Raw genomic sequence first — 23811 nt, forward strand, 5'->3', positions numbered from 1 at the left:
GCTGGGTTTTTGTTCTTCTTTTCTTTGCTCCTTACAACAGAGTAATCTATTCTAGAAAAGTTCTAACAAGATAATAAAAAAGCGCTCTTATGAGCGCTTTTTTTATTCCCAAGTTTTCGTTTCAATCAAATTGTTTAGATCATATCCTTGCTCTTTTGCCTTGGCCTTTAGATCATTCATAATGGCCTCATCAAGAACAGGTGTTCTGCTTAATATCCAAAGAAATTTTCTATTGGGAGCTCCCACAAGTGAGTAGCTATCTTCTTTTGTATCAAGAATCCAATAGTCTCCTGCAAATAATCCAAATCGATTGAAGAATGGAACGAAGCTTACTTTAAGCTTTGCGTTTGTTTCTTTGTCTTTAACTTTGGCAAGAGCATGGGCAACTTTGATTTCGCCAGAAAGAGTTTTGCAACTATTCTTTACAGCGATGAACTTACCATCGATGGAATATTCGGCCTTACTTGAAAGACAATCATTTTGAAAAGGATGATCTTTAAAGCGAGCAACCTCATACCAAGTTCCTAGGTATTGATCGAGGTGAACATAATTTGTAACTTCAGGATCGTGCTTAAGTTGTTCAGCTTGAGCTGTGCTGAGAAGAGAAAAGAACAATAGAGTAATCATGCAAAAGCTTAATCTCATAGAATTCTCCTTATGATGAGTTCTTGAGACTATAGGAAAATTCTAATTCAAGGTGAAGAGCTGTGGCCTAGACAAAATATGTACATGGCCACAGTGGATGTGATTTTAACAATTTGGACAATTTTTTGAGTAATGCTTGCGGTACTTATTAGCGATCTCATACATCTTATTCAGGGCCTTCTTCCCAACTTCAGAGTCAAGAAGCCATGAAAATTTAGAAACCATGGGAAATTGATGGGCCAAGTAGTTAGCAACTTCTGGACCTTTAAGTATTTCACCCTTTTCATTAATGAGATGGATAACGTTATGACAGTCTTCTTTATCAAGATCGTAAAATGTATTCATTTCTTCAGAGTGGATAGAGACCATTTTAATATGCTCTGTACCAGGAACTCTCTCTAGCGCCTGTTTAAAGCGTAAACATAGGGGGCATTCTTCATCGTAGAAGAGGTAGGCCGTCTTATTTTCGTTTTCGTTCACATCCATGTGATCTCCTTTTCTATTCTTTAACTTCTAATCTTCGCCAGCCCGAAACTTGGTATCTTCTTGATACAATATCGAAGATTGGTCTTGATGTATCTTTTGTAATTTGAGCTCCCTGTTGAGCTCTTTCAGCAAACTTAAGTACGTTTTCTTGACCAGCTTCTTGATTCTTTTTGCCTTTAAGTTGCTTGTCGAAATAGTTTTTAAAATTAAAGTCATCCTTCTTCTTATTGCTCTTGTCTTTGTTAAGACCACTTCCCCCTGTGAACGTGATGACATTAGATCTTGAATTTCCAGTGCTCGCTGTTTTTACATTTGCGGCATTTTCATTTGGATTTGTAAATTTCGCAGTATTGGCAGCTGAAGATTCATCATATGGCATGGCCGCTAATGATTTTGCGACTTCATTATCAACACCCAAGAGCTTTAGGCCTTCAAAAACTTCTTTTTGATCATTTGATAAAGGAACTTTTGAAGTGATTTTGAACTTCTGATCTTTAAGAGCTTTCTTTGCCATTGCTAAAAGATTGGCATCTGGTGTTCCAGAGATCTTTCCATTTTTCAATTCACCAGTGAAAAGTGAATTCAAAGACTCTAGTGATTTTGAACCGACAATATTTGGTCCTGAAAACTTCACCATTGTATCGAGAACTTTTCTATCATAACAAGTATCAGACTGCTCACATGAACAGTCTTCATCAACTTTCATATTATTATCAACACAGCTTACATAAACTGAATTTTCTGCAATAAGTTTTTTCTTAATTTGTTTTTCACAGTGCTGAGTGTCCCATTGAGTTGAAGGCTCTGAACAGTAACAATCTTTTTCAGTAATAGGATTACAATCTCCCGCTTTTGGAAGTCTATTTTTAATAGACTGAACTTTGGCCATATAATCTTCGTGGTCACCAATGACACCATTATAATAAACAGTTAGAGTTGCGGCCGCAGCAGTCTTTAAATAAGTTTTCCAATCGGCCTGCCCTGTAACCATCGGCTTAGCGGCCATGGCAACGTAACATGCTGTTGTTCCACCCCAACCAAGAGTCTGGATCTTAGCTGTTTTTGCTCTTTCTTTGTGAGAAAGGTAGGCCTTCTCAAGAGCTTGTCTTTGAGCTGTCTCTTCTTTCAATTCTCCGCCAATATTAGTTTGACCAAGCTGTTGTTGAAACATCGCAAGACCTTCTGTGGCCGTCGCAATAAATCGACAATAGTCATTTCTCGATTTTTCTTCATCTGGTTTTCCTGATGAAGAATTAGAGTTCGAAGAATTTGTCCCGTTTGTATTGTTAGTTCCTGTATTATTTGCGTTTGGAGCATTTCCTGGGCCCTGTGATTTTGCTGTTGGACCATTTTGTGAAGCAGCTTTTGGAGTTGTCCCATCTGTCGGTTTTACATCAACAGATTTAGAAATTTTTCCCATGTCTGGGATTACAGTAACGATCATTGTATACATTTGAGTTAAGGCCTTAACCATCATGGCCTTTTTCGCATTAGGGTCTCGTCCATCACAAATCTCTTGAGTTTTTTTATCACCATTACGACATTCTTCTTCTAATATTCGCGAGGCCTTACCTTCATGGAAGTAGTTTTCACTCGTCCACTTCTCTTGATCTGTGAGGTTGTTCTCATCGACTTGATTACCTGTCGTATTAGAGATCGCCTGACCAAAACTAAGCTGGCAAATAAGGGTCGTCGTTAATAGAGTTCTTAGTAGTTTTTTGCTCATGGCGCTCACATTCGAAGTTACTGTTTTCTTTGATATAGTGATCCTATTCTACCTTGAGTGCCTACTTTCAAGGCAGGGGATAATATCTTCCTCTTTGCAATATGTGTGATTTCAGGAGCTTATTGTGCCTTGCAGAGTGCTTTATACCGTAAATAAGTGCAAATTATTATTGACGTTTGACTACCGCATCATGTGTTGCTAAAAAGGAATTATGAATACAGTAGAAAGAGAAAATGAATTGTCGCATTCAATGGTCCACTATCTTTTAACGATCCATAAGTTAAAAGAAAAAAGGGGCTTTGCGCGTGTGACTGACATTGCAAAAGATTTAAATTTAACGAAAGGCAGTGTTTCAACTGCTTTAAATAACTTGAAGAAAAAAGGCCTTGTTGAAGAAGAAGAGGATTGCAAGTTTGTAATCCTTACTGATCTAGGTCACGAAGAAGTTCACAGAATTCTTTCATCAAGAACTTTACTTTTCTATTTCCTTAAAGACTTCGTAGGAGTTGAAGAAGGAGTGGCCGAAAGAGATTCTTGTATGATGGAGCACTTGATGAGCCATGAAACGAGTGAAAAATTCTTTGAATTTATGAAGATGCTTGCATGTAGCTGCAAGGACGGAAAGAAACTACCAAACTTTGAAACCTCTTTAGATCTTTGCGATTTCAAAACCGCAGAAGATTTCATGGAAAAACAAGAGGGTGATAAATATCTAAAGGTCGACGAGTAATTTTCGACCTTTAATTTTTTGCCAAGGAAGGCGAAATGAAGAAAGTTACTCTCTTACTAATTACAATCCTCTCCTTAAATGTATCTGCATTTTATGGTCGCTGTTTTGACCGCCACACTTCATTGGAAAATATAAAAAAAGAAATATCGCCCTTCTTACTAGAGGGAGAATCTTTATCAATTAATCAAACAGAGTACTGTGTTGAATTTGAAGTTGGTAGTGACGATAGAATGACTCTGATTGATGGATTGATTTCAACAAAATATAGAGTGAAGTCATCTTATCGCTCTCAAAAAGAAGCTTCTCTTGCGCCAGCTGTTTCACAAAATTGTAGAATTGAAATTCAAAGAACTGAAAAAGAAAGAAAAGTTATAAAGAAAGTCCAAGTTGGGAGTAAAACTCGCTTAATTGAAGAAACTGTACAAGGAAGCGGTAAGTCCACAAGCCAAATGCTCTTAGGGGAGGGCAGACCTGGGCTCCTTAAAATGGATGGTGATGACTATTATCTGAAGTGTGAAAAACGTGGTTCACAGTCATATGAGATCACTCTTAGCATTGAGAAAAATTATGGTCGCGATAGTCTTTCGACTGCAATTACTGTTCAAAAAAATGATCCAGTAGATATTGGTTCGATGAAAGATGAGATTAATAAAAAAGATAAAAAAATAGGTATTCCAGTAGGCGTTAGTTACGGAAGTGAGAAATCTAACGTTACATACAATTACATTCTTTATATTCGTTAAGTGAGTTTAAATTGAAAATTCTAAAAGAAATTAAGGCCGAATTATCGTCACTCGATAAGGGTCAAAAATCTAGTTTATTTAAAATCTGTGCCACGCTGTCTTTACTCTATTTTTCTTACCCTATGATTAGAGCAACTTCAGAGGCCATCTTTCTTGAAGTGTATAAAGCGAAAAGTTCTCCTCTCGTTTGGGTTTATTCTGTCATAACACTAAGTATTTCTATTTTGATTTTCAATAAATTTCAAACAAAGCATAGCGTTCATAAGTTATTTGCGAGCATTGGTTTTTTCTCATTAATCATTTTCTCGCTTTGTAATGCGATGATTGTCAGTGGGCACAAATTTTGGGCCTACCCTTTATACGTTTGGAAAGAAGTCTATATTGTCATTTTAGTTCACATAGTACTGGGTTATATGAACACCATTCTCACTTATGAAACTGCAAAAATTGTCTATGGGCCATTAGGTGCCATTGCGAGTATTGGAAGTATTCTAGGGGGGCAGGCGACAGTTTATCTAACGAAGAAAATGACGATTGTAACAGGACTTGAGAATTTAATCGCTGTGAGTATGCTTGGGGTTCTTATTGTGATTCTTGGGGCAGCATTTTTTTATGAAAAGCGTGAGTATGTCATTCAAGATCAAAATATAAAACATAAAGATGATTCACCTTTAAAGTCAATTGTTGAAGTTAAATACTATGTTTTTGGAATTGCAACTCTTGTTCTGTTAACTCAATTTGTAATCAATCTGGCGAATTTTAAATTCAATTTAGAGTTCGAAAAATTTGTTTTTGGTGAGGTCGATAAGGCCGCTTATCTTGGAAACTTGTATTCCATCATCAGTATTGTCAGCTTTGCTTTGCAAATTGTGATTATCCCAATTTTATTTAAAATGGTGAAAAATAGTCGTATTCACTTTAGTGTGCCCATCATCTATATGGTTTTCTTCCTTTTTTCTTTAATTGGAGGAACTAATGGTCTGTTGCCAGTGGCCTCAATGTTTGTCCTGTATAAGGGATTTGATTATTCTCTTTTTTCAGCGGCAAAAGAGATGTTATATTTCCCATTGGACGCAAAGCAGAAGTATGGTGCTAAGTATTTGATTGATATGGTGGTCTATCGATTCTCTAAAGGATTGATTTCCTTCATTTTAATCTTTGTCCAATCGATGGTATTTATCGACTCATTGTTGGCCATTTGTCTGATTTTATGGTTATTAATACTTATTCCGTTGTTTAAACTACAACGAAAATTGATAAAGGTTTAGGAGATAGAATGAACCCATTTTTTGAAAAATTTGATACGCCTTTTGAGGCCATTCCATTTGATAAAATTAAAAACGAGCACTACCTACCAGCTCTAGAAAAGGCCATCGTTGATGCGAAGGCTGAAATTGAGGCCATTAAAAATAATACAGAAGAAGAAACTTTTGAAAATGTTATTGAGGCCTTTGATAAAGTAGGACTTCTACTTGATACAGTAGCTTATACTTTTTCAAATTTAACAAGTGCTGAAACAAATGACGAGATGACTGAGATCGATAAAGTTTTCTCTCCAAAACTTACTGAGTTTGGAAATGATGTAACTTTAGATGCTGGACTTTTTGCTAAGATTAAAAAAGTTTGGGACAAGAAAGATTCTCTAAACTTGACTGGTGAGCAAATGACTCTTCTTGAGAAGAATTACAAATCATTTACTCGTAACGGTGCACTTTTATCAGATGAGAAAAAAGACAAGTTAAGAGCTATTGATACTGAGTTATCAACTCTTGGAATTCAGTTCAGTGATAATGTTCTAAAAGAAACAAATAGCTTTGAAATGGTTCTAGATAACAAAGATGATCTTGCAGGTCTTCCTGAAGGTGTTATCGAAGCTGCTGCTATGACAGCTACTGAGAAAGGACATGAAGGTAAGTGGGTTTTCACACTTCAATACCCGAGCTATGTTCCATTTGTAACTTATGCTAGCAATAGAGCTCTTCGTGAGAAAATGTCTCGCGCTTTTGCTTCAAAATGTTGCAAAGGCGATGAGAGAGACAACCAAGAAATCGTAAAGAGAATTGCTAATCTTCGTTTTGAGAGAGCAAATCTTCTTGGCTATAAAACTCACGCAGATTTCGTACTTGAAGAAAGAATGGCCCAAAATGCTGACAACGTATTTACACTTTTAAATAAGTTAAAAGACAAAGGTCTTCCTGCTGCTAAAGCTCACGTTGTTGAAGTCGCAGATTATGCTAAGCAATTGGATGGTATCGAAGAACTTATGCCATGGGATTATGGTTACTATTTCGAGAAACTAAAGAAAGAAAGATATAGCATTGATGATGAAATGCTTAAGCCTTATTTTAAACTTGAAAACGTAATTGATGGTGTATTTAAAGTTGCTAATAAACTTTACGGTTTAACTTTTGAAGAAAGACATGACATTCCAAAATATCACAAAGATGTAATGACTTATGAAGTAAAAGATGAAGATGGAAAACACATCTCACTTTTCTATGCTGACTTCTTCCCAAGAGCTGGAAAAAGAGGTGGAGCATGGATGACTATGTTCAGAGAACAGCACCAACACCATGGTAAAGATGTTCGTCCACTTATCTCTAACGTTTGTAACTTTACAAAACCAACTGAGACGAAGCCTTCTCTTTTAACTTTTGGTGAAGTAACAACACTTTTTCATGAGTTTGGACATGGACTTCACGGTATGCTTTCAAACTGTAAATATAAGTCACTTGCAGGTACAAATGTATTTTGGGACTTCGTAGAGCTTCCATCTCAAGTTCTTGAGAACTGGGCCTATGAGAAAGAATGTCTAGATCTATTCGCTAAGCACTACCAAACTGGAGAGTTGATTCCTGAAGAATTAGTGCAAAAGCTAAAAGATTCAGCAAACTTTGGTGAAGGTTACATGACTATTAGACAACTAACTTTTGGTCTTTTAGATATGGCATGGCACTCAGGTAACCCATCAGATATTTCTGATGTAATGGCCTTTGAAGCAAAAGCTACTGAATCAGTTAAGCTTCTTCCAAAAATTCCTGGAACAAGCTCAAGTTGTGCCTTTAGCCACATCTTTGCTGGTGGTTATTCTGCTGGATACTACTCGTATAAATGGGCAGAAGTTCTAGATGCAGATGCATTTGAATACTTCAAAGAAAACGGTATCTTCAATAAAGAGATCGGGAAAAAGTTCAGAGACAACGTTCTATCACGTGGTGGTTCTGAGCATCCAATGGAGCTTTATAAGAAGTTTAGAGGGGCCGAGCCAAATACGGATGCTCTTCTTAGACGTGCCGGTTTAATTTAATGATCTAATCAGTTTGGCCGCATTAAACATGCGGCTGAACTGTATCTTGAACTGATTCATCTCTGGTGACAATTTCTGCTTCATCTCTATAAAGACTCTGCATATTATTTGACATCAATCTTGGAATGATAAGAACGATAAATATCACTGATGCGGCCAGAAGCATATCCATCGTTTCAAAACGATTTCCCACAAGGGCCACACAAATTCCTCCTGAAATATTAGGAATAACAAAAGACAAATCGAGAATCGAATGAGTACGCGATAGGTATTCTGTTGGAACTGTTTTTGAAACATAGTTTAGTTGAGAAGGTATTCTAATAAAGACAAATAGCCCCCAAATAAAGAAAACTGCAGCACTAAACCAATAAATAGGAACGAGAACCCAAGTAAGCATGATAAAAGGTTCTATTGCCGAAGTTACGACAATAAGTTTTCCAGGCATATACTTGTTGGAAATTTTATGGCACAAAAAACCACCAACGATTCCACCCATTCCAAAGATTGAAAGTAGAATTCCGTACTCAGCTTCTTTGAGCTTTAGAACTTCCGCAGTAAAGGGCAGAAGTAGAGGAAAGAGAATTCCAATACAAAAGCCTCCAACGGCGCAATTGATAAGTAGGGCCAAGAGATCATTTCTCTTATATGCGTAGCGAAGTCCCTCTTTGAGGTCGTGTAAGATGCTAGTTTTTTCCTGCCCATGGGCCTTCTTTTGTGGAGGTCTATAGTTTATTTTCAAAAGTAGACCAATTCCAAAAATATAAGTTAGCAGATCGAAAGTAATGATTTCGTAAATTCCACCAAAGGCAGCAAAAAGAGTTGCACCGACAAAAGGACCTATCATGTGAAGAATTGCAACGGTGGCGCCAAACAACGAGTTGGCACTGACAATATCTTTACTTGGGACAATATCATTAATCATTGCTTGTCTTGATGGATTATAAAGCCCTGTAAAGAAAGCAATGAGTGCATCGCAAATAATGATGTTGTAGAAATTGTGAAAGAAGAAAAGCGAGATCACGAATGGAATACGACAAACATTTGCGAATAGAAGAACATTTCTTCTGTTAAATTTCTCGCCAATGGGGCCACCGACAAGAGAGCCCAGAGTTAGCGAGATAAGAAATGCCGCTCTCATAAGACCAAGCTGCGACTTGTCGCCGGTACTTAATTTGAAAACGAGCATCATTAATGCAGTTTCTGTGATAAATGATCCGAGCTCACTTGTGAGCCCGGCGTAGTAAAGTTTTGAGAAATTTGGCAACTGCAGGAGTTTAGGAAGCTTTAACATTTATTTTTTACTCTGATATTTTTATTTTATTGAGATCCTCGAATGCAATTTTATATTCTGAAATTAGCCTTTCGACAACCTCGTGAACGTGTTCAATCTTATTAATAAATTCGATTGATGGACCTGCAACCCATACTGTTTTATAGGTAGCTGAAAATGCGGCCTTTTCAACAAGCTTCATACCTTTATAGTAAGTTAGCATCTTGGCATACTTTTTAACTGTTTTATTTGTATTTAAAAATGACTCTAGAAAATTTTGATTGATTCCAATTTTTTCAACGTAAGGAGTTTTAATAACTGTACATGGAGTACCTGAAATTTTGTCAGAAAGCACGATATCTTGTGCACCATAATTAACGCAGGCCTCTTTATACTCTTTTGAAACGCCACTTTCTTTAGTCGAGATGAAGGGACTACCAATTGAAACGCCGTCGCATCCCAATGCCATAATTGAGAGAAGACCAGCACCTGTACCAATTCCACCTGCACTGATAACGGGAATATTACATTCTTTTTTTAAAAGAGGGACGAGGATAGAAGCGGGAATCGGACCACAGTGACCACCGGCCCCTGAGTTTACGGCAATTAGTGCATCTGCTCCATGAGCTTCAACTTTTTTCGCATAAGCAACATCAACAACATCACAAAAAACTTTTGTTCCATGTGGTTTAAGTCTTCTGATAATTTCTTCAGGGCTTCCTAGGGAAGTAATGACAAATGCTGGTGGATATTTCTCACAAACGTCGAGTTGTTTTTTTAAATGAATATTTGATTTATTCGCAATGAGGTTGATTCCAAATGGGCCTGGACAAGATTCTTTTAGCTCTTTCATACCAGCTTCGAAATCTTCTGGTGTTCGCCAATTAAGGGCCGGAGTACATCCCATAATTCCAGCTTTTGCTGCTTCAATAAGCATTTCTTTGTTTGTAACAAGGAACATTGGGGCCATAATAATAGGGTATTTTATATTGAAAGTTTCCGTTAACCACGTTTTCATAGTAGTGACTCCTTAGGTATTAAAATCCTATACATTTTCGCACATATTTACATTTAGATGAATCTTTAAAATAGGCTAATGTGTATTTACCCAAAGACCTGTGTGGTGTAATATTTAGTTAACTCTAAACAAGGTTTTATCAAGTGTCAGATCAGACAATTCCTGCTCTCCCAGATTTTAAAGATATTCGTGATTTACTAGAAACTGAAAGAAAGACGATCATTAAGGTCAACAATTTTTCAGGCGATGAAGATTACGCACGAACTGAAGAAGATGCTGGAATAGTATTGGATTTTGTAGAAGAAGCAATGACAAAATATTGGCAGCTACTCTCAAAATATCCGTCTTTAATGATGTTTTTTCAAAATGATTATCTTTCAGTTAAAGAGTTCTTCAGAAGAGACTATGTACTAGATGTTATTTTTCTTGAAGATTGTTTATTTCCTCAAAAAGAATTAATGCTTTTTGGTCAAGACGGTGGTTTGAATCCAAATGTTTTTAAGATTCACTTAACGGGAATTGATCGCTGGTGTCGTGATAAAGAAGATAAACACCAAAAAACACAAAAGCTTGTTTTGGAAGATTTTGATTTTGAACTTAAAGCAAATGATCTTGCTTGTCAGTGTTTAAAATGTGTAGCCGATTTTAGAAATAAGATGCGCGATACTGTCTTTGAAGATTGTAAAAAAGTTATCGAAACTGCTAGAACAAATATTGATGAAAGAATTGATGATGGGATAGAGGCTGCAAGTGGAATTTATCATGGAATGCAAAAAGAACTTGATAAAATTTTCTACAAAGTTAGATTCAAACTTAAAAGATCATCATTGAATCGTTTAGAAACACAAATTAAAAATATCCAAAAAGATATATTTCAATATCCTTCAGATTTGGCCCGTCTGCATACGAGAAATTTACATCAGTTCTTTGATGATTGCCTCATTGAGATGGAGCTACCAGTAGATCTTATTAACGATGATGAATATGAAAAGTTTTATGCTTTAATTGCTACAAATATATGGGGAAATGAAAAGTTTTTAAGACGTGAATTTAAAAAGTTTGTTAAATCAATTGTTATTCTGAAGAAAACAGATCTTTCTTCAAAAATTCTTCAAGAATATCTAGGAGAGTTTTGGGTGCATGCAAGTGCACGTCAGCTTAGAAGAAAGATTGTATATCATATGGGGCCAACAAACTCTGGTAAAACTTATCATGCCATTCAGGCGCTAAAAGGTGCAAAACGCGGTTGTTACCTCGCTCCTTTGAGACTTCTTGCTGGAGAGCTTTACGATACTCTCAATTCCAGCGGTGTTAGAACGACACTTCTAACTGGAGAAGAAGTCGTTGAAATTGAAGGTGCTACTCACTTTTCTTCAACTATTGAAATGGCCCGTTTTAATGAACAGTTTGATTGCTGTGTAATTGACGAGATCCAAATGATAACGGATTCACAAAGAGGTTGGGCGTGGACCAGAGCTCTTGTAAATATTTTTGCTGATGAAGTTCATTTATGTGGTGATCCATCTGCGCTTGATCTTGTAAAAGTTGTTGTAGACTTGTGTGGCGATGAACTTGAAATCAAAAACTATACAAGAATGACTGAGTTAAATGTTGAACCCAGACCAATTGCACTTAGTGAGATGCAAAAACACGATGCACTTGTTGTTTTCTCGAGAAGGAATGCACTTCGCTACAAAAGAGATCTTGAAAAAATTGGATTTAAAGTTTCCATTGTGTACGGAATGTTAAGTCCTGAAGTTAGACGTGAGCAAGCAAGAAAATTTGATCACGGAGAAACAGACGTTATTGTAAGTACTGATGCTATTTCAATGGGGATGAATCTTCCAATCAGAAGGATTGTCTTTTCTACACTAACAAAATATGTAAATTCTCAGGAATTTGTAATTTCGGATAGTGAGATCAAGCAGATCTCTGGTCGTGCCGGAAGATTCCAAAGATTTCCAACAGGCTTTGTTTCATGTTTAACGAAGGTTGAAGAGGGCCTAGAGATTATTAATAAGGCCTTGGCCGCTAAGTTGGATCAAAGTACACAATGTATGGTCGGTCCTGACCTTGATATATTTAACCAGGTAAATGGAGCTTTAGCAGGCAATGGACTTCCGACTCTAAAGCTATCTGAGTTTCTGCGTCTTTTTAACACGATGACTTTTAAGAAACCTTTTTTCTGTGTTGATTTAAAAGAAATGATTGAAATTGCAGAAATGGTTGAGGATGTCGATTCACACAATATTTTAACAGATGCAGAAATTTTCGGTTTCGCATGTGCGCCAGTGAATTTGGGTCTAATTGACCATGTTCAGTACTTCATGTGGATTCTTAATCACTATGTATCAGCAAAACCAATTTATAATGAACCAATTGAATTCAATTCAAACGAGATTGATTATCTTGAAACTTCGATTAAATGTGTTGAGCTATACCAGTGGCTATCACGACATTTCAATAATAAACATTTTTTCTATGACGAAAATGAATTATTGGAAAATAAGTCACTTGCCGTTGATAAGCTCAATGCGCTATTAAGTGATAAGATTGTCCCAACTTGTTCAAGTTGTGGATGCAAGCTACCTGAAGATAGCCGTTTTCCAATCTGTGAGGATTGTTTTCATAAGAGAAGATTTCGTCGTGGTGGCGGTGAGGATCGCGCTCCTAAAAAGAGGGGAAGTGGTCATCAAAAAGGTGGAAACCGAAACTCAAAAAATACAGACCCTACAGGAAGAAGGTCTTCGGATAAGAGAAAACCATCAAGGAAAAGAAAATTCTCTAGGAAGTAGTTTTGAATATATATGAATATGCCAATATCCTGTTAAATGGTAGTTCACTAGAGGATAAGCTTTTACCAGCACAAGACATCAGCTTTGAAGGAAGTTCAACTTCCTTCAAAGTGAAAAGTGTCCCTGGTAGAAGTGATAAACTTGCTCTTTCGACAAAACAAATCAAATTCCCCAAAATTAGTACATTTCACTTAGAAGATCGTAGAGGTTTAGCGCTTCATTTTTTTGCGAATCATGAATTACTTGCCATTGAAATGATGGCGGCCGCGATTTTGAAATTATCTGCGGCCGACACCAAAGAGAATCAACTAATTCAAAAAGGTCTTCTTAAAACTATCGCTGATGAACAAAAGCATTTAAAACTCTATCTGAATAGAATGAAAGAATTTAAAGTCGAATTTGGAGACTATCCATTGAATGACTTTTTTTGGCGACAAATGGGCGATATAGAAGATTATGGTGCGTTCTTTAGTACAATGGCCCTAACTTTTGAGCAGGCCAATTTGGATTTTGCTGAGTTTTATGCAAAAGTATTCGATGAAGTAGGTGATGAGAAAAGCTCTCGCATAATGAATATTGTTTTAGAAGATGAAATCTCTCACGTTGCCTTTGGTCGTATTTGGTCTAATCTTTGGAAAAAGGATCAATCACTTTGGGATTACTATAAAACACATCTTCCTGGAAATTTAACACCCGCAAGAGCAAAAGGAATTATATTAAATGTCGAGGCAAGAAAACTTGCTGGACTAGATGAGGACTTCATTGCTCAAATTGAGGGTTATAGAGATGATTATACTCTTACAAATAGGAAGTCATGGGACAAAGATTAGTAGATAGAGTGAATTTAGATTTTGAATGGGTTTTAAATGGAGATCAAACTAACTCTAAAAATATTATATCCTCCTTTGAATATATCTATTTTATTATAAACAAAAGTCCTGAACGTGTATTACTTGCTCATCGTAAATACTCTAAAAATTACATCAATTATCTCTCGTCCTTCGGTTTCAATACCGAACATGTTTTTGAAGCAGCATCGCCATTGAACTGGTGGGCGCCATTGGATAATGAAGAGCTTGTAAAAAAGTTAAATTCAAAAATATATGCACTCTCAGTTAGTGAAAAAATCGGTCATTGTCCGAAAACAATTGTCTTTGATAAATTGAAAGATATTCCAGTATCAGAAGATCAAAGCCTTATCAAAAATGATATTGGAGTTTCAGGAAATGGTAATTATGTCATTGCTTGTAATACTAAAGTTGATGAAAATATTGTAAGTAAGAAAATTGGCCATGGACCTTATTTGTATCAGCCCTACCTTAATAGGGTGATGGATTTTGGTATTACATTAGATCTTGATAATGAAAGTTATTTTTCTAATGAAAATTTTATGGGTCAGTTTGGTCGCTTCAGCGGTGGTCGCTTGATGACCAATGTTGAACTTCTTGATCTTCTTCAGTCATTTGGAATAGCAGGAGATAAAGTTTTAAAAGAGCTAATAATCCAATTTAAAAGCATGGGTGCAACTGGCATTATCCAATTTGATAACTTTACTTATAAAGATGCTCAGCAAAATCTTAATCTCTATTTTATGTGCGAAATAAATTATCGTAAGACAATGGGACTAGTATTAAAATCGTTAAAAGAGCACTTTCACCGACCATTTGGCCAATGGCATATCTTTCCTAAAAACCTAAATGAGAAAGCATACAATGAGCTTTTGAATAAATATAAAGATAATAAAGACGTAGTGATTACATCTCCTGAAAATGTTCGATTCCTATCTGCTTACTTCATGGCCGATAGTGATAGTGTTATTTTAGAACTGATAAATATTTTTAAATCGGATTTAGGGGTTAAATAAATTATTTAATTCAATACTAAGCTCGTGGCATCTCTCTAGTGTCTGAGCATAAATGACGACACCGTCTTTGTGTCCCTTCATGACGAAATAACCTTCGCTAGTTTCACCCATACATTCTTTTACGGCCATTGCCATTTCATATGTACCATAAGGAATGTTTGCAGGAGTTGCAGGAAAGTTTTTTTCAATCATCCCATTCCAAATATTTTCGTTATGAATATGGAAGACTGTGTTTATTTTGTGGTTTGAAAGATAGATTGCACCGTGAGTAATTGCTTCACTTGAGGCCTTCACTGGTCCCATGGCCTTTAATGTCATCGCTTTAATGTCATAGTCTAAAACTCTAGTGTAATGCTCTCCTGTTAAATGAGCATATTTACCAGTTTGAGTTCCAGTAATAACAAATTGTGGATTAGAAGTTTGGTGAAAAGAAGAGTAGTCGATTTTTACAGACATATTGCCGAAGCCAACTTGTTCTTCTGGATATTCACCGATTAGATTTAGTGCAAATAGGATTTCTCGATACTTTTCGAGTGCAGAGTATTCGTTAGATTGAAGGTTACCTGAGTGAATATATCCACTTAAATCATATTTTATTACACCATCATCAATAACCACTAAATATTCTCCTCGAAATTTCGATATGTTATATAAATATAAGATTGCATAACTCGGGGACGAAGTCCATGCTCGAAGATTTAAAAGATAAACTTAGCAATAGTCTAGAGAAAATGAAACAACTTTTGCCTGAAAAATTTCGTGGAAAACCTTCTGAGGATGAAGAGTACGAAGAAGACGGTGAAGAGTATGAAGAATATGATGACGCAGAAGATTCTGAGGAAGGTGCAAACGTTTCTGAAGAGAAAACGGCCCAACATGATATTTCGCAATTAGAAGAAGATGGTGATGATATCGCTGATGAACTTGAGTCAGATGAAGAAAGCGATGATGAGGATGAAGAAGACGAAGAGGGCGAAGAAGACGAGGAAAGCGACGAGGAAAAAGCTAAAAAGAAAAAGCAGTTACTTATCAGGGTTGGTGCGGGACTGGTCATTGGTTTTCTACTCTTAGATACTTTTGTTTTAAATGCTCCTGAAGAGACTCCTGAAGTCGCTGCCCCTGTTGTGAGAAAAAATCCAAAAAAGAGAACAAAACCAAAAGCTGAAGAGCCAGTTAGTGAAGAAGTTGTAGCACCCAAGGAAGAAGTTGCTGAAGTTCCAAAGGTTGAAGAAAGACCAGTTGAGGAAATAAAAATTCCTGAACCAGAGGTTGTGCAGGAAAATAAAGAAGTTGTTGAGGAAAATCCTTTCGTAGAGACTCCACAAAATGAAGTTAGCGAAATGAGTGCTAATGAAAACAACACAGATTCTACGGAGCAAGTTGAAGAGCAACTTAATTTGTCAGAAACTGAACCTGCAACAGCAGTAGGGGCAGAAAATAATAGTGGTGATAAAATTAGTGATACTTCTCAGGAAAATACAGAAGGTTCTGGATTGGAATCTAAGTTAAGTGAAATTACAGAAGAATTAGAAAATAAAGAAAAAGAAATTTTGGACTTCACTCCTGCACCAAATTACGAAGAATATGGGAAAGGTCTTGTTTACAATTGTAAGGACAAACATTGGGCCTGTGTCGATCGAAAACCTTATCTACAATGCGAGATGAACTATAAGTGGAGTAAGCAAAATGGTAAGGCTCCAGATTGTGCAATTGAAAAAACATATGCAGATTTTAAGAGCTGTAGAATTGTTCAAGTTCACTATATCAACACTGTCCAACCAGCGCCTGACTGTAATTAATTAACTAATAAAGTCAGGCATCTTAAGGTTAAATTAGTACCTCTGGTAAAATATTACCCTTTAGACCATTTTCGAATGTTGTTATTATGTTACTAATTATTCAACATAATAGCAGGATGTTATGGTCGATCAGAATTCTATAGTAGTCCAAGAATTCCTTTTGGAATCCTTTGAAAATTTAGCTGGTATAAGTGAAGAGCTTACACGCTTTGAAAAAAGACCTGATGATAAAGAGTTATTAAATTCCATTTATAGAAAGGTTCATACTCTAAAAGGATCAGCTAGTTTTTTAGGATTACAAAAACTTCAAGCAGTAGCTCATGCTGCAGAAAATGTACTTGATCTTGTTCGTGAATCAAAATGTCAGATTCATGAAAATTTAACAGATACATTTCTTAAAAGTTTTGATGCTTGTCTTGATATTTTGAAATCAATAGAATCAACTGGTGAAGAAGGTAATCAGAATTTCGAATATCTCATTAAGGAATTTGAAAAATATTTACATGGCGATATTGAAATCGAAGTCCCGACACTGCTACAAGATGATATTGTAGAATCTCTAAAAGAATTTGATATTCCTCAAACTAAAATTGATAGTACGCCTAAAAAAGTTGAAAGTGTGGAAGTCGCTCCGGTTCTTTCAAAAACTAAAGGTGACGAGCATGTTCATCATCCTAAAAAAGTTGAAGCTCCAGTTGTTGAAAGTTCAGAGGAAGGTGATTCTTCATCTGCTAAAGTCGGTGCAATTGCCGATAGTGTTGTTAGAGTTAACGTAAAATTATTAGATAAAATTATGAACGTTGTGGGAGAGTTGGTTTTAAATAGAAATCAAATTCTACAATTTGCGAATAACGAAGATGCGTCTGAGTTAACAAGATTGGCCCAACAATTGAACATTATTACTACTGAGTTGCAGACTGATATTATGACAACTCGTATGCAACCGGTAGGAAGTGTATTTTCAAAATTTGAAAGAATCGTAAGAGATCTCTCTCGTTCACAAAGAAAAAGAATTAAACTAAATATTTCAGGTAAAGAAACTGAGCTTGATAAAACTCTTCTTGAGGCCATTCGTGACCCCCTCACACACCTTGTAAGAAATGCTATTGACCATGGTATTGAAGCACCTGCGGCCAGAGAAGGGAATGGAAAGAAGGAAGAGGGAACAATTTCAATTAAGGCCTACCATGAAGGTGGCCAAGTCACTATCGAAATTAGTGACGACGGAAATGGTATTGATCCTGAAAAAATTCTAAACAAGGCAGTTTCAAAGGGTCTTGTTAGTGCTGAAAAAGCAAGTAGTATGTCTAAAAGACAGATTCTTAATATGATTTTTCTTCCAGGTTTTTCTACTGCTGAACAGGTTACAAATATATCTGGACGTGGTGTCGGAATGGATGTTGTTAAGAGTAATATTGAAAAGATTGGTGGATCTGTTGATATCCATTCGATTGTTGGTGAAGGGACTTCTTTTAAATTAAAGATTCCTCTCACATTGGCCATTGTTCCTGCCTTGGTCGTTCAATCAAAAGAAGAAACATTTGCAATCCCACAAATCAATTTAATGGAGCTCGTTCGACTAGAGGGCGAAGATTCAGCAGAGAAAATTGAAAAACTACATGACTCAGAATTTTATCGCCTTAGAGGGGAGCTTATCCCCATTTTTAGATTGAGTGAGCATCTGTTGCTAGAAAATGAAGGTGAAGAATTACAAGACGGTGATAAAGCAACAAATATTGCCATTTTAAGTGCAGAAGGAAGAGTTTACGGCTTAATTGTTGATACAATTTTAGATACTGAAGAAATTGTAGTTAAGCCTCTCAGTAGGAAATTAAAAGATTTGTCTATCTATGGTGGGGCAACCATTATGGGTGACGGGAGAGTTGCATTAATTATCGATGCACTCGGGTTCTTAAATCATGTCGATAAAGGCCATGGACATAAAACAGAACAGCATTTCAATGAACAAGAACTTGCAAAAAGTGCTCTTGAGACAGATGAAATCCTTCTTTGTTCACTGGGCGATCGCAGAGAATACGGTGTTCCACTATGTCTTGTGAGTCGTTTGGAAGAGTTTGATCGTGACCAAGTTGAGTGGAGTGGAGATCAGGCGATTATTAGATATAGAGAAAGACCGATGCCTCTTTTGAACCTAGAGAAAACAATGAATCTTCGTGGAAAGTCGACACTTGAAAGTGACGATCCTGAAAGAAATATTTCTTGTATCGTTGTTTTCTTAAGGAATGCATTATTTGGTCTATGTGTAGAAGAAATTAGAGATATTGCAATTAATGAAAGTGCTGTTAGTTCACAGAATATTGATCGAGAAGGAATTTTAGGTACAGTCTTTATAAATGAAAAAACTGTAACGGTGCTTGATGTACACAAAGTGGTTGATATGCAAAAAATCGGACACAACTACAAGAGTGCAAAAGAAGTTGTTCGCAATAAAGGTCGTATTCTTCTTGTTGATGATTCTGTTCTCTATCAACGAATTCAATCAGAACACTTAAAAGATATTGGGTATGAAGTTGATGTCGTTTCAAATGGGCGAGAGGCCTTAGATCGACTTAATAAAGGTAATGGTAAATACGATATCGTATTAACAGATATTGAAATGCCTGAGATTGATGGATGGGAGCTTGTTCAGAAAGTTCGCGGCCTGAGTTCTGAAAAATCGAAAATACCAATTATTGGATTAAGCGGAAGTATGAAATCGAAAGATTTGGATGAAGGTCAAAGAGTTGGTTTCAATTTTATGTTAGATAAAATGAATCAAAGCTCTCTTGATGAAACTGTAGCATCTCTTTTAAGTGAGTCGTAGGAAAATATATGGAAAAAGAAACATCTAAATTAAGAAGCGTAGGAACACAGATTACACAGTTGTGTGGATTCAAGATTGGGAGTGGACATTACTCTGTACCAGTTTTGGATGTACAAGAAGTGATTAAACCACAAACAGTAACACCTGTTCCATTATCTCCAAATTATGTTAGGGGATTAATCAACTTGAGGGGACAAATCGTAACGTCGATTTCATTGAGAACATTATTTGGATTACCTGAAAGTAATAGTGAGGACTATATGAATATTATAGTCCGCTCAGGTGATTCACTTTATGCCCTAATCGTTGATGAGATTTTGGATGTAATTGATGTCGACACGAGAACATTTGAAAAAACGCCAGAGACATTAGATGACAAAATTAGAAAATATATTGGTGGAGTTTATAAACAAGAAAAACGCTTATTAATACTTTTAGATTTGAATAAAATTTTAAATATTGAGAACTAGTCAGGAGAGAATTATGAACAAGGTAAATTTGGAAGCTGTAGCAAACGACAATGACGTAAAACTTAACTTTAAGCAAATGGTGGATTTGTCACCTATCAACACGATGATGGCATCTCCTGAAGGTGTTCTTCTTTACATGAATGAAAATTCAAGAACAACACTGAAGACACTTCAAGAATATTTGCCTGCTGATGTTGATGATCTAGTGGGACAATCAATTGACTGGTTTCATAAAAAACCTGAAGTTCAAAGAAAGATTATAGCTGATCCAAAAAAACTGCCACACAAGGCACTAATTCAAGTTGGACCTGAAAAACTAGATCTACTAGTTTCTGCGATTAAAGATGAAAGCGGTCACTATCTTGGTTCAATGGTGACTTGGGAAGTGGTTACTGAGAAATTAGAAAACGATAAAAAAATGCAACAAGCTCAACAGATGGTTGATAAGTCACCAATCAATACAATGATGGCATCACCTGAGGGACAATTGATTTACATGAATGAGAATTCGAAAAAAACTTTGAAGACTCTAGAACAATATCTTCCAGATAAAGTTGATAATCTTCTTGGGCAAAGTATTGATATCTTCCATAAGAGACCAGAAGTTCAAAGAAAGATTATCGGAAGTGCATCTAATCTTCCACACAATGCCCTTATCCAGGTTGGACCAGAGAAACTAAATCTTCTTGTTTCGGCCATTACAGATAGTCAGGGGAACTACATGGGGCCAATGGTAACTTGGGAAGTTGTATCTGATAGAGTTGCACTAGTTGAAGATCTAAATAAGAGTTCACAAGAGCTAAGTGATGCTGCCGATAACCTTCTTAAAGTTTCAAACAGTTTATCTGCTGGAGCTGAAGAAACTTCTGCTCAAGCTAATACTGCAAGCTCGGCATCTGAAGAGGTTAATGCTGGTGTTCAAACTGTTGCTTCGAATATGGAAGAAATGGTTGCTGCAATTAAAGAAATTACAAAGACTACTAATGAAGCATCTTCTTTAAGTAACGACGCAATGAAAATGGCTAAAAATACAAATACAATTATCAGTCAACTTGGTGATTCAAGTATGGATATTGGAAATGTAATTAAGGTTATTTCTTCAATCGCACAACAAACAAACTTACTTGCACTAAATGCAACTATTGAAGCTGCAAGAGCTGGTGAGGCCGGGAAAGGTTTTGCGGTTGTTGCCAATGAAGTAAAAGAACTTGCAAAGCAAACAGCTAAAGCTACAAATGATATCACTAAAAAGATTGAAGCTATTCAGGCAGATTCTAAAAACGCAGTTAATGCAATTGGTGAAATCAGTGTTGCGATTGATAAAGTTAACGGATATGCCGGAAATATTGCTGCATCAGTAGAAGAACAAGCATCTACTACAAATGAAGTAACAAGAATTGTAACAGAAGCAGCTGAAGGTGTTAGACAGATTAACGAAAATATTGCTCAGGTTTCAGAGGCCGCATCAGTAACAGGTAGAGATGCCGTAAGTGCTCAGGAATCAGCTAAGAAACTTAGAGGAATGGCAGATATTCTAGCTGAGTATGTAGAAAAACTAAAAATTGACTAAGGTTGGAGAGAGAGTTGAAGGTTTTAATTGTTGATGACTCAATTGTTTATAGAACAGCGATTACTCAGGCACTTAAAGAAGTATCTGGATTAGAAGTATTTAAGGCCGTAAGTAACGGGAAAATAGCAATAGATTTTTTGAAGCATAATCCTGATATCTCTCTCATTACTCTGGATATGGAAATGCCCGTTATGGATGGCCTTGAAACAATTAAGGCCATTCGTGAATTCAATAAAGACGTTATTATAATAGTCTTCTCTTCATTTACAGTTCGTGGTGCAGAGAAAACAATCGATGCGCTAAATGCTGGTGCTGATGATTTCGTCCCAAAAATTGAAGGAAAGGGAGATATTGAAGAAAGTATTAAAATGATACGTCTTGAACTTCTTCAAAAAATAGAAGCATTCAAGGGAAATAAGCACAAGAAAATTGTTGATATCGCCCCAAAGCCAGTTGTTAAAAAAACACAAATGGCCATCAAAACAATTCCGGGTATTGTTGATGAAATGATGATTAAACCCAAGTTGATTGTTATTGGATGTTCAACGGGTGGACCTGAGGCACTTGCGCAAATTTTCAAAAATATCAAAATTGGCAGTTCTGTTCCAATATTGATTGTTCAGCATATGCCTGCAATGTTTACAGAAAAGCTCGCCTCAATGTTGGATAAAGTGAGTGTCTTATCAATTTCAGAAGCAAAAAATAATCAGAGGATTTCTAATGGTCACTGTTATATCGCTCCTGGTGATTATCACATGACTTTAAAAAAAGATTTAACATTATCAATGAATCAAGAAGAGAAGGTTTGCTTTGTACGTCCAGCAGTAGATGTTTTATTCAAGTCTGTTGCTGAAAATTACAGTGAACAAGTTCTTTCAATTGTTTTAACTGGTATGGGTGAAGATGGAATGAGAGGAGCAAAAGAGCTAGAGAAAAAGGGTGCTTACCAATTCATCCAAGATAAAGAATCATCAGTGGTTTGGGGAATGCCCGGTGCAATTTCTCGTGCAGGAATTAATGTTACAGAACTCTCTTTGAACGAAATTGCAATGTTAATAGATGAAATATCTAAAAGGATTTAATAATGTTTTTTGGTAGTTACTTGGTTCAAAAAGGATTCATTAGTGAAGATGTTGCAATTGAGGCTTCCTATTTACAAGCTGAATCAACGCCAAGTTTTATTAGAGCTGTTAGTGAAAAAAAGTTATTAAGTGGCCAAGAAATATTAGACGTTCTTAATAAATGTGAAAATGAAAAGATGTCTTTTTCTGCTGTTTGTAAACGTGATGGTGTTTTGAGTAGTGATAAATTTTCTGATGCATTTTCATATGTCCAAGAAAAGTCTTTGAACTTTGCAAATATCCTCATGGAAAGATTTAATGTCGATGGCGAAGAGTTGAAAAAACATTTTAATAGTTTTAAAGAAGCGAATCATACAAATCTTGCTGATTCTGATAACGTTGAAATACAAAAAGTAGATGCTGTTGAGAATGATTCGTTCATAAGTTCAGCCGCCCTAGAAAGTTTAAAAGAGCTAGGGACACTAAGTGATGCTGAAATTGCTGAACTGACTAAAAGTGATGATTTAAACTTTTCTAATGAGTCAGCGACTTCAGAAGAAAAAACAGAAAGCAGCGATGAAGACACACAAATTAGTGCTGCCGCTCTTGAGAGCTTAAAAGAACTTGGCGGTCTTTCTGATGAGGAACTCCAACGTCTCGAAAATAAAGTGGCGTCTGTTAAATCAGAGATACAGATCTCTCCCTATTCAGAGGCCTACAATGAGAAGAAGCAAAAGAAGCTTTTGAAAATTATCGATATGACAAGATCTAGTGCCGATCTAGGCAGTGATGTTTCTAATGTTTTAAATAGCATGTATCAAGAATTAGTAATGTTGAAAGATGTAACTATTGAGTATAAGGCCAAGATAAGTGAGAAGCTAATAGCCACAATTTCTGGCCTACTTGAAGAAATGTTTAAGCAAGATAATAAGAAACTTTTAGATTGGGTTTCACGGAATTTAGTTACTCTTGAGGAAGCAGTAAATCTTCTCTGGGAGTTAAGAAATTTTATGGATGAAACAGGTTCAGAACTTGCTTTTTGGTCTACCGAAAGCTGTAAGATAAGATATACTAGTAATATTAAAAGATTAAGAGAAGTAACTCATTTTTAAGGTTCATTATGAAAGTACTTGTTGTAGATGATTCGAAAGCAATTTTTATGATGGTTTCACAGATGTTAGAAGAAGCCGAACATAAGGCCGTATGGGCAGAAGATGGAAGAAGAGCATTTGAGTGTATTGCCGAACATGGTGATATTGATCTAATTCTTCTCGATTGGAATATGCCAAATATGAACGGTCCAGAGTTCCTAAAAAAGAATATGGAAGATGGGATCTTTAAGAATCCAATTATTATGATGACGACTGAAAATAAACCTGACTATATTAAGCGTGCACTTGAACTAGGTGCAGTTGAATATATCATGAAGCCTTTTACGAGTGATATTCTGTTCAATAAAATGGAGTTAGTTCTAGACGCATAATTTTCTTGCCTGAAACACTC

20 protein-coding genes are annotated in these 23811 nt (G+C 36.2%); 14 read left to right on the plus strand and 6 right to left on the minus strand.

Features of this window, described 5'->3' with window-relative positions; translation table 11 throughout:
- Positions 1-102: 102 nt before the first annotated feature.
- From M899_RS02435 to M899_RS02445, 3 genes are all read right to left on the minus strand, one after another.
- A complete protein-coding gene (locus M899_RS02435; RefSeq protein WP_021269820.1) occupies positions 103-645 on the minus strand; it encodes a lipocalin family protein in 543 nt (180 codons plus the stop codon).
- 105 nt (positions 646-750) lie between these two features.
- A complete protein-coding gene (locus tag M899_RS02440; protein WP_021269869.1) occupies positions 751-1131 on the minus strand; it encodes a thiol-disulfide oxidoreductase DCC family protein in 381 nt (126 codons plus the stop codon).
- A gap of 13 nt (positions 1132-1144) precedes the next feature.
- Entirely contained in the window at positions 1145-2857 is a 1713-nt protein-coding gene (locus tag M899_RS02445) for a hypothetical protein (RefSeq protein ID WP_021269839.1), read from the minus strand.
- A 211-nt stretch (positions 2858-3068) separates the two neighbouring features.
- Between M899_RS02445 and M899_RS02450 the strand changes: the two genes are divergently transcribed.
- Genes M899_RS02450 through M899_RS02465 form a run of 4 tightly spaced genes read left to right on the plus strand, consistent with a single transcriptional unit; the run spans position 3069 to position 7637 of the window.
- Complete coding sequence (locus M899_RS02450; RefSeq protein WP_021269870.1) at positions 3069-3587, plus strand: metal-dependent transcriptional regulator; 519 nt, start codon at positions 3069-3071, stop codon at positions 3585-3587.
- A 35-nt stretch (positions 3588-3622) separates the two neighbouring features.
- Positions 3623-4330, plus strand: coding sequence for a hypothetical protein (locus M899_RS02455; protein WP_021269831.1), 708 nt, complete (start codon positions 3623-3625; stop codon positions 4328-4330).
- An 11-nt stretch (positions 4331-4341) separates the two neighbouring features.
- Positions 4342-5598: an Npt1/Npt2 family nucleotide transporter gene (locus M899_RS02460; RefSeq protein ID WP_021269863.1), complete on the plus strand. Its 1257-nt coding sequence runs from the start codon at positions 4342-4344 to the stop codon at positions 5596-5598.
- Positions 5599-5606: 8 nt separating this feature from the next.
- Entirely contained in the window at positions 5607-7637 is a 2031-nt protein-coding gene (locus M899_RS02465) for a M3 family metallopeptidase (protein WP_021269879.1), read from the plus strand.
- 22 nt (positions 7638-7659) lie between these two features.
- On the opposite strand, the gene M899_RS02470 is transcribed toward M899_RS02465, so the two are convergent.
- Together M899_RS02470 and M899_RS02475 are read right to left on the minus strand one after the other, a co-directional pair.
- Positions 7660-8928, minus strand: a complete 1269-nt coding sequence (locus M899_RS02470; RefSeq protein WP_021269814.1) for an MFS transporter — start codon at positions 8926-8928, stop codon at positions 7660-7662.
- Between the two features lie 7 nt (positions 8929-8935).
- Positions 8936-9925: an NAD(P)H-dependent flavin oxidoreductase gene (locus M899_RS02475; RefSeq protein WP_021269904.1), complete on the minus strand. Its 990-nt coding sequence runs from the start codon at positions 9923-9925 to the stop codon at positions 8936-8938.
- Between the two features lie 143 nt (positions 9926-10068).
- Between M899_RS02475 and M899_RS17410 the strand changes: the two genes are divergently transcribed.
- The 3 genes from M899_RS17410 to M899_RS02490 are packed head-to-tail and all read left to right on the plus strand — an operon-like array spanning position 10069 to position 14584.
- Entirely contained in the window at positions 10069-12720 is a 2652-nt protein-coding gene (locus M899_RS17410) for a helicase-related protein (protein WP_021269867.1), read from the plus strand.
- A 2-nt stretch (positions 12721-12722) separates the two neighbouring features.
- Entirely contained in the window at positions 12723-13550 is an 828-nt protein-coding gene (locus M899_RS02485) for a DUF455 family protein (protein ID WP_021269913.1), read from the plus strand.
- Complete coding sequence (locus tag M899_RS02490) at positions 13535-14584, plus strand: hypothetical protein (protein ID WP_034727515.1); 1050 nt, start codon at positions 13535-13537, stop codon at positions 14582-14584. Before M899_RS02485 ends, M899_RS02490 begins: the two co-directional genes overlap by 16 nt.
- Here M899_RS02490 and M899_RS02495 read toward each other — a convergent pair.
- Complete coding sequence (locus M899_RS02495) at positions 14570-15202, minus strand: class II aldolase/adducin family protein (protein WP_021269864.1); 633 nt, start codon at positions 15200-15202, stop codon at positions 14570-14572. The two genes, M899_RS02490 and M899_RS02495, sit on opposite strands and share 15 nt — an antisense overlap.
- Before the next feature lie 68 nt (positions 15203-15270).
- Here M899_RS02495 and M899_RS17415 point away from each other — a divergent pair, with 68 nt between their 5' ends.
- The 7 genes from M899_RS17415 (at position 15271) to M899_RS02530 (ending at position 23791) form a co-directional block, all read left to right on the plus strand.
- The gene (locus M899_RS17415) at positions 15271-16383 is read left to right on the plus strand and encodes a hypothetical protein (RefSeq protein WP_021269826.1); all 1113 of its coding nucleotides are present in this window, start codon (positions 15271-15273) and stop codon (positions 16381-16383) included.
- Positions 16384-16504: 121 nt separating this feature from the next.
- A complete protein-coding gene (locus M899_RS02505) occupies positions 16505-19207 on the plus strand; it encodes a hybrid sensor histidine kinase/response regulator (protein ID WP_034727517.1) in 2703 nt (900 codons plus the stop codon).
- Between the two features lie 8 nt (positions 19208-19215).
- On the plus strand, positions 19216-19677 hold the full coding sequence (locus M899_RS02510; protein WP_021269821.1) for a chemotaxis protein CheW: 462 nt from the start codon (positions 19216-19218) through the stop codon (positions 19675-19677).
- Between the two features lie 13 nt (positions 19678-19690).
- Positions 19691-21247: a methyl-accepting chemotaxis protein gene (locus tag M899_RS02515; protein ID WP_021269896.1), complete on the plus strand. Its 1557-nt coding sequence runs from the start codon at positions 19691-19693 to the stop codon at positions 21245-21247.
- Between the two features lie 14 nt (positions 21248-21261).
- Positions 21262-22329: a chemotaxis-specific protein-glutamate methyltransferase CheB gene (gene cheB, locus M899_RS02520; protein WP_021269899.1), complete on the plus strand. Its 1068-nt coding sequence runs from the start codon at positions 21262-21264 to the stop codon at positions 22327-22329.
- 2 nt (positions 22330-22331) lie between these two features.
- Positions 22332-23420 (plus strand): hypothetical protein, encoded by a 1089-nt coding sequence (locus tag M899_RS02525; protein ID WP_021269841.1) that lies wholly within the window; start codon positions 22332-22334, stop codon positions 23418-23420.
- 8 nt (positions 23421-23428) lie between these two features.
- Positions 23429-23791, plus strand: a complete 363-nt coding sequence (locus M899_RS02530; protein ID WP_021269876.1) for a response regulator — start codon at positions 23429-23431, stop codon at positions 23789-23791.
- The last annotated feature ends 20 nt before the right edge of the window (positions 23792-23811 follow it).

It is taken from the genome of Bacteriovorax sp. BSW11_IV (assembly GCF_000447755.1).
Taxonomy (GTDB): domain Bacteria; phylum Bdellovibrionota; class Bacteriovoracia; order Bacteriovoracales; family Bacteriovoracaceae; genus BSW11-IV.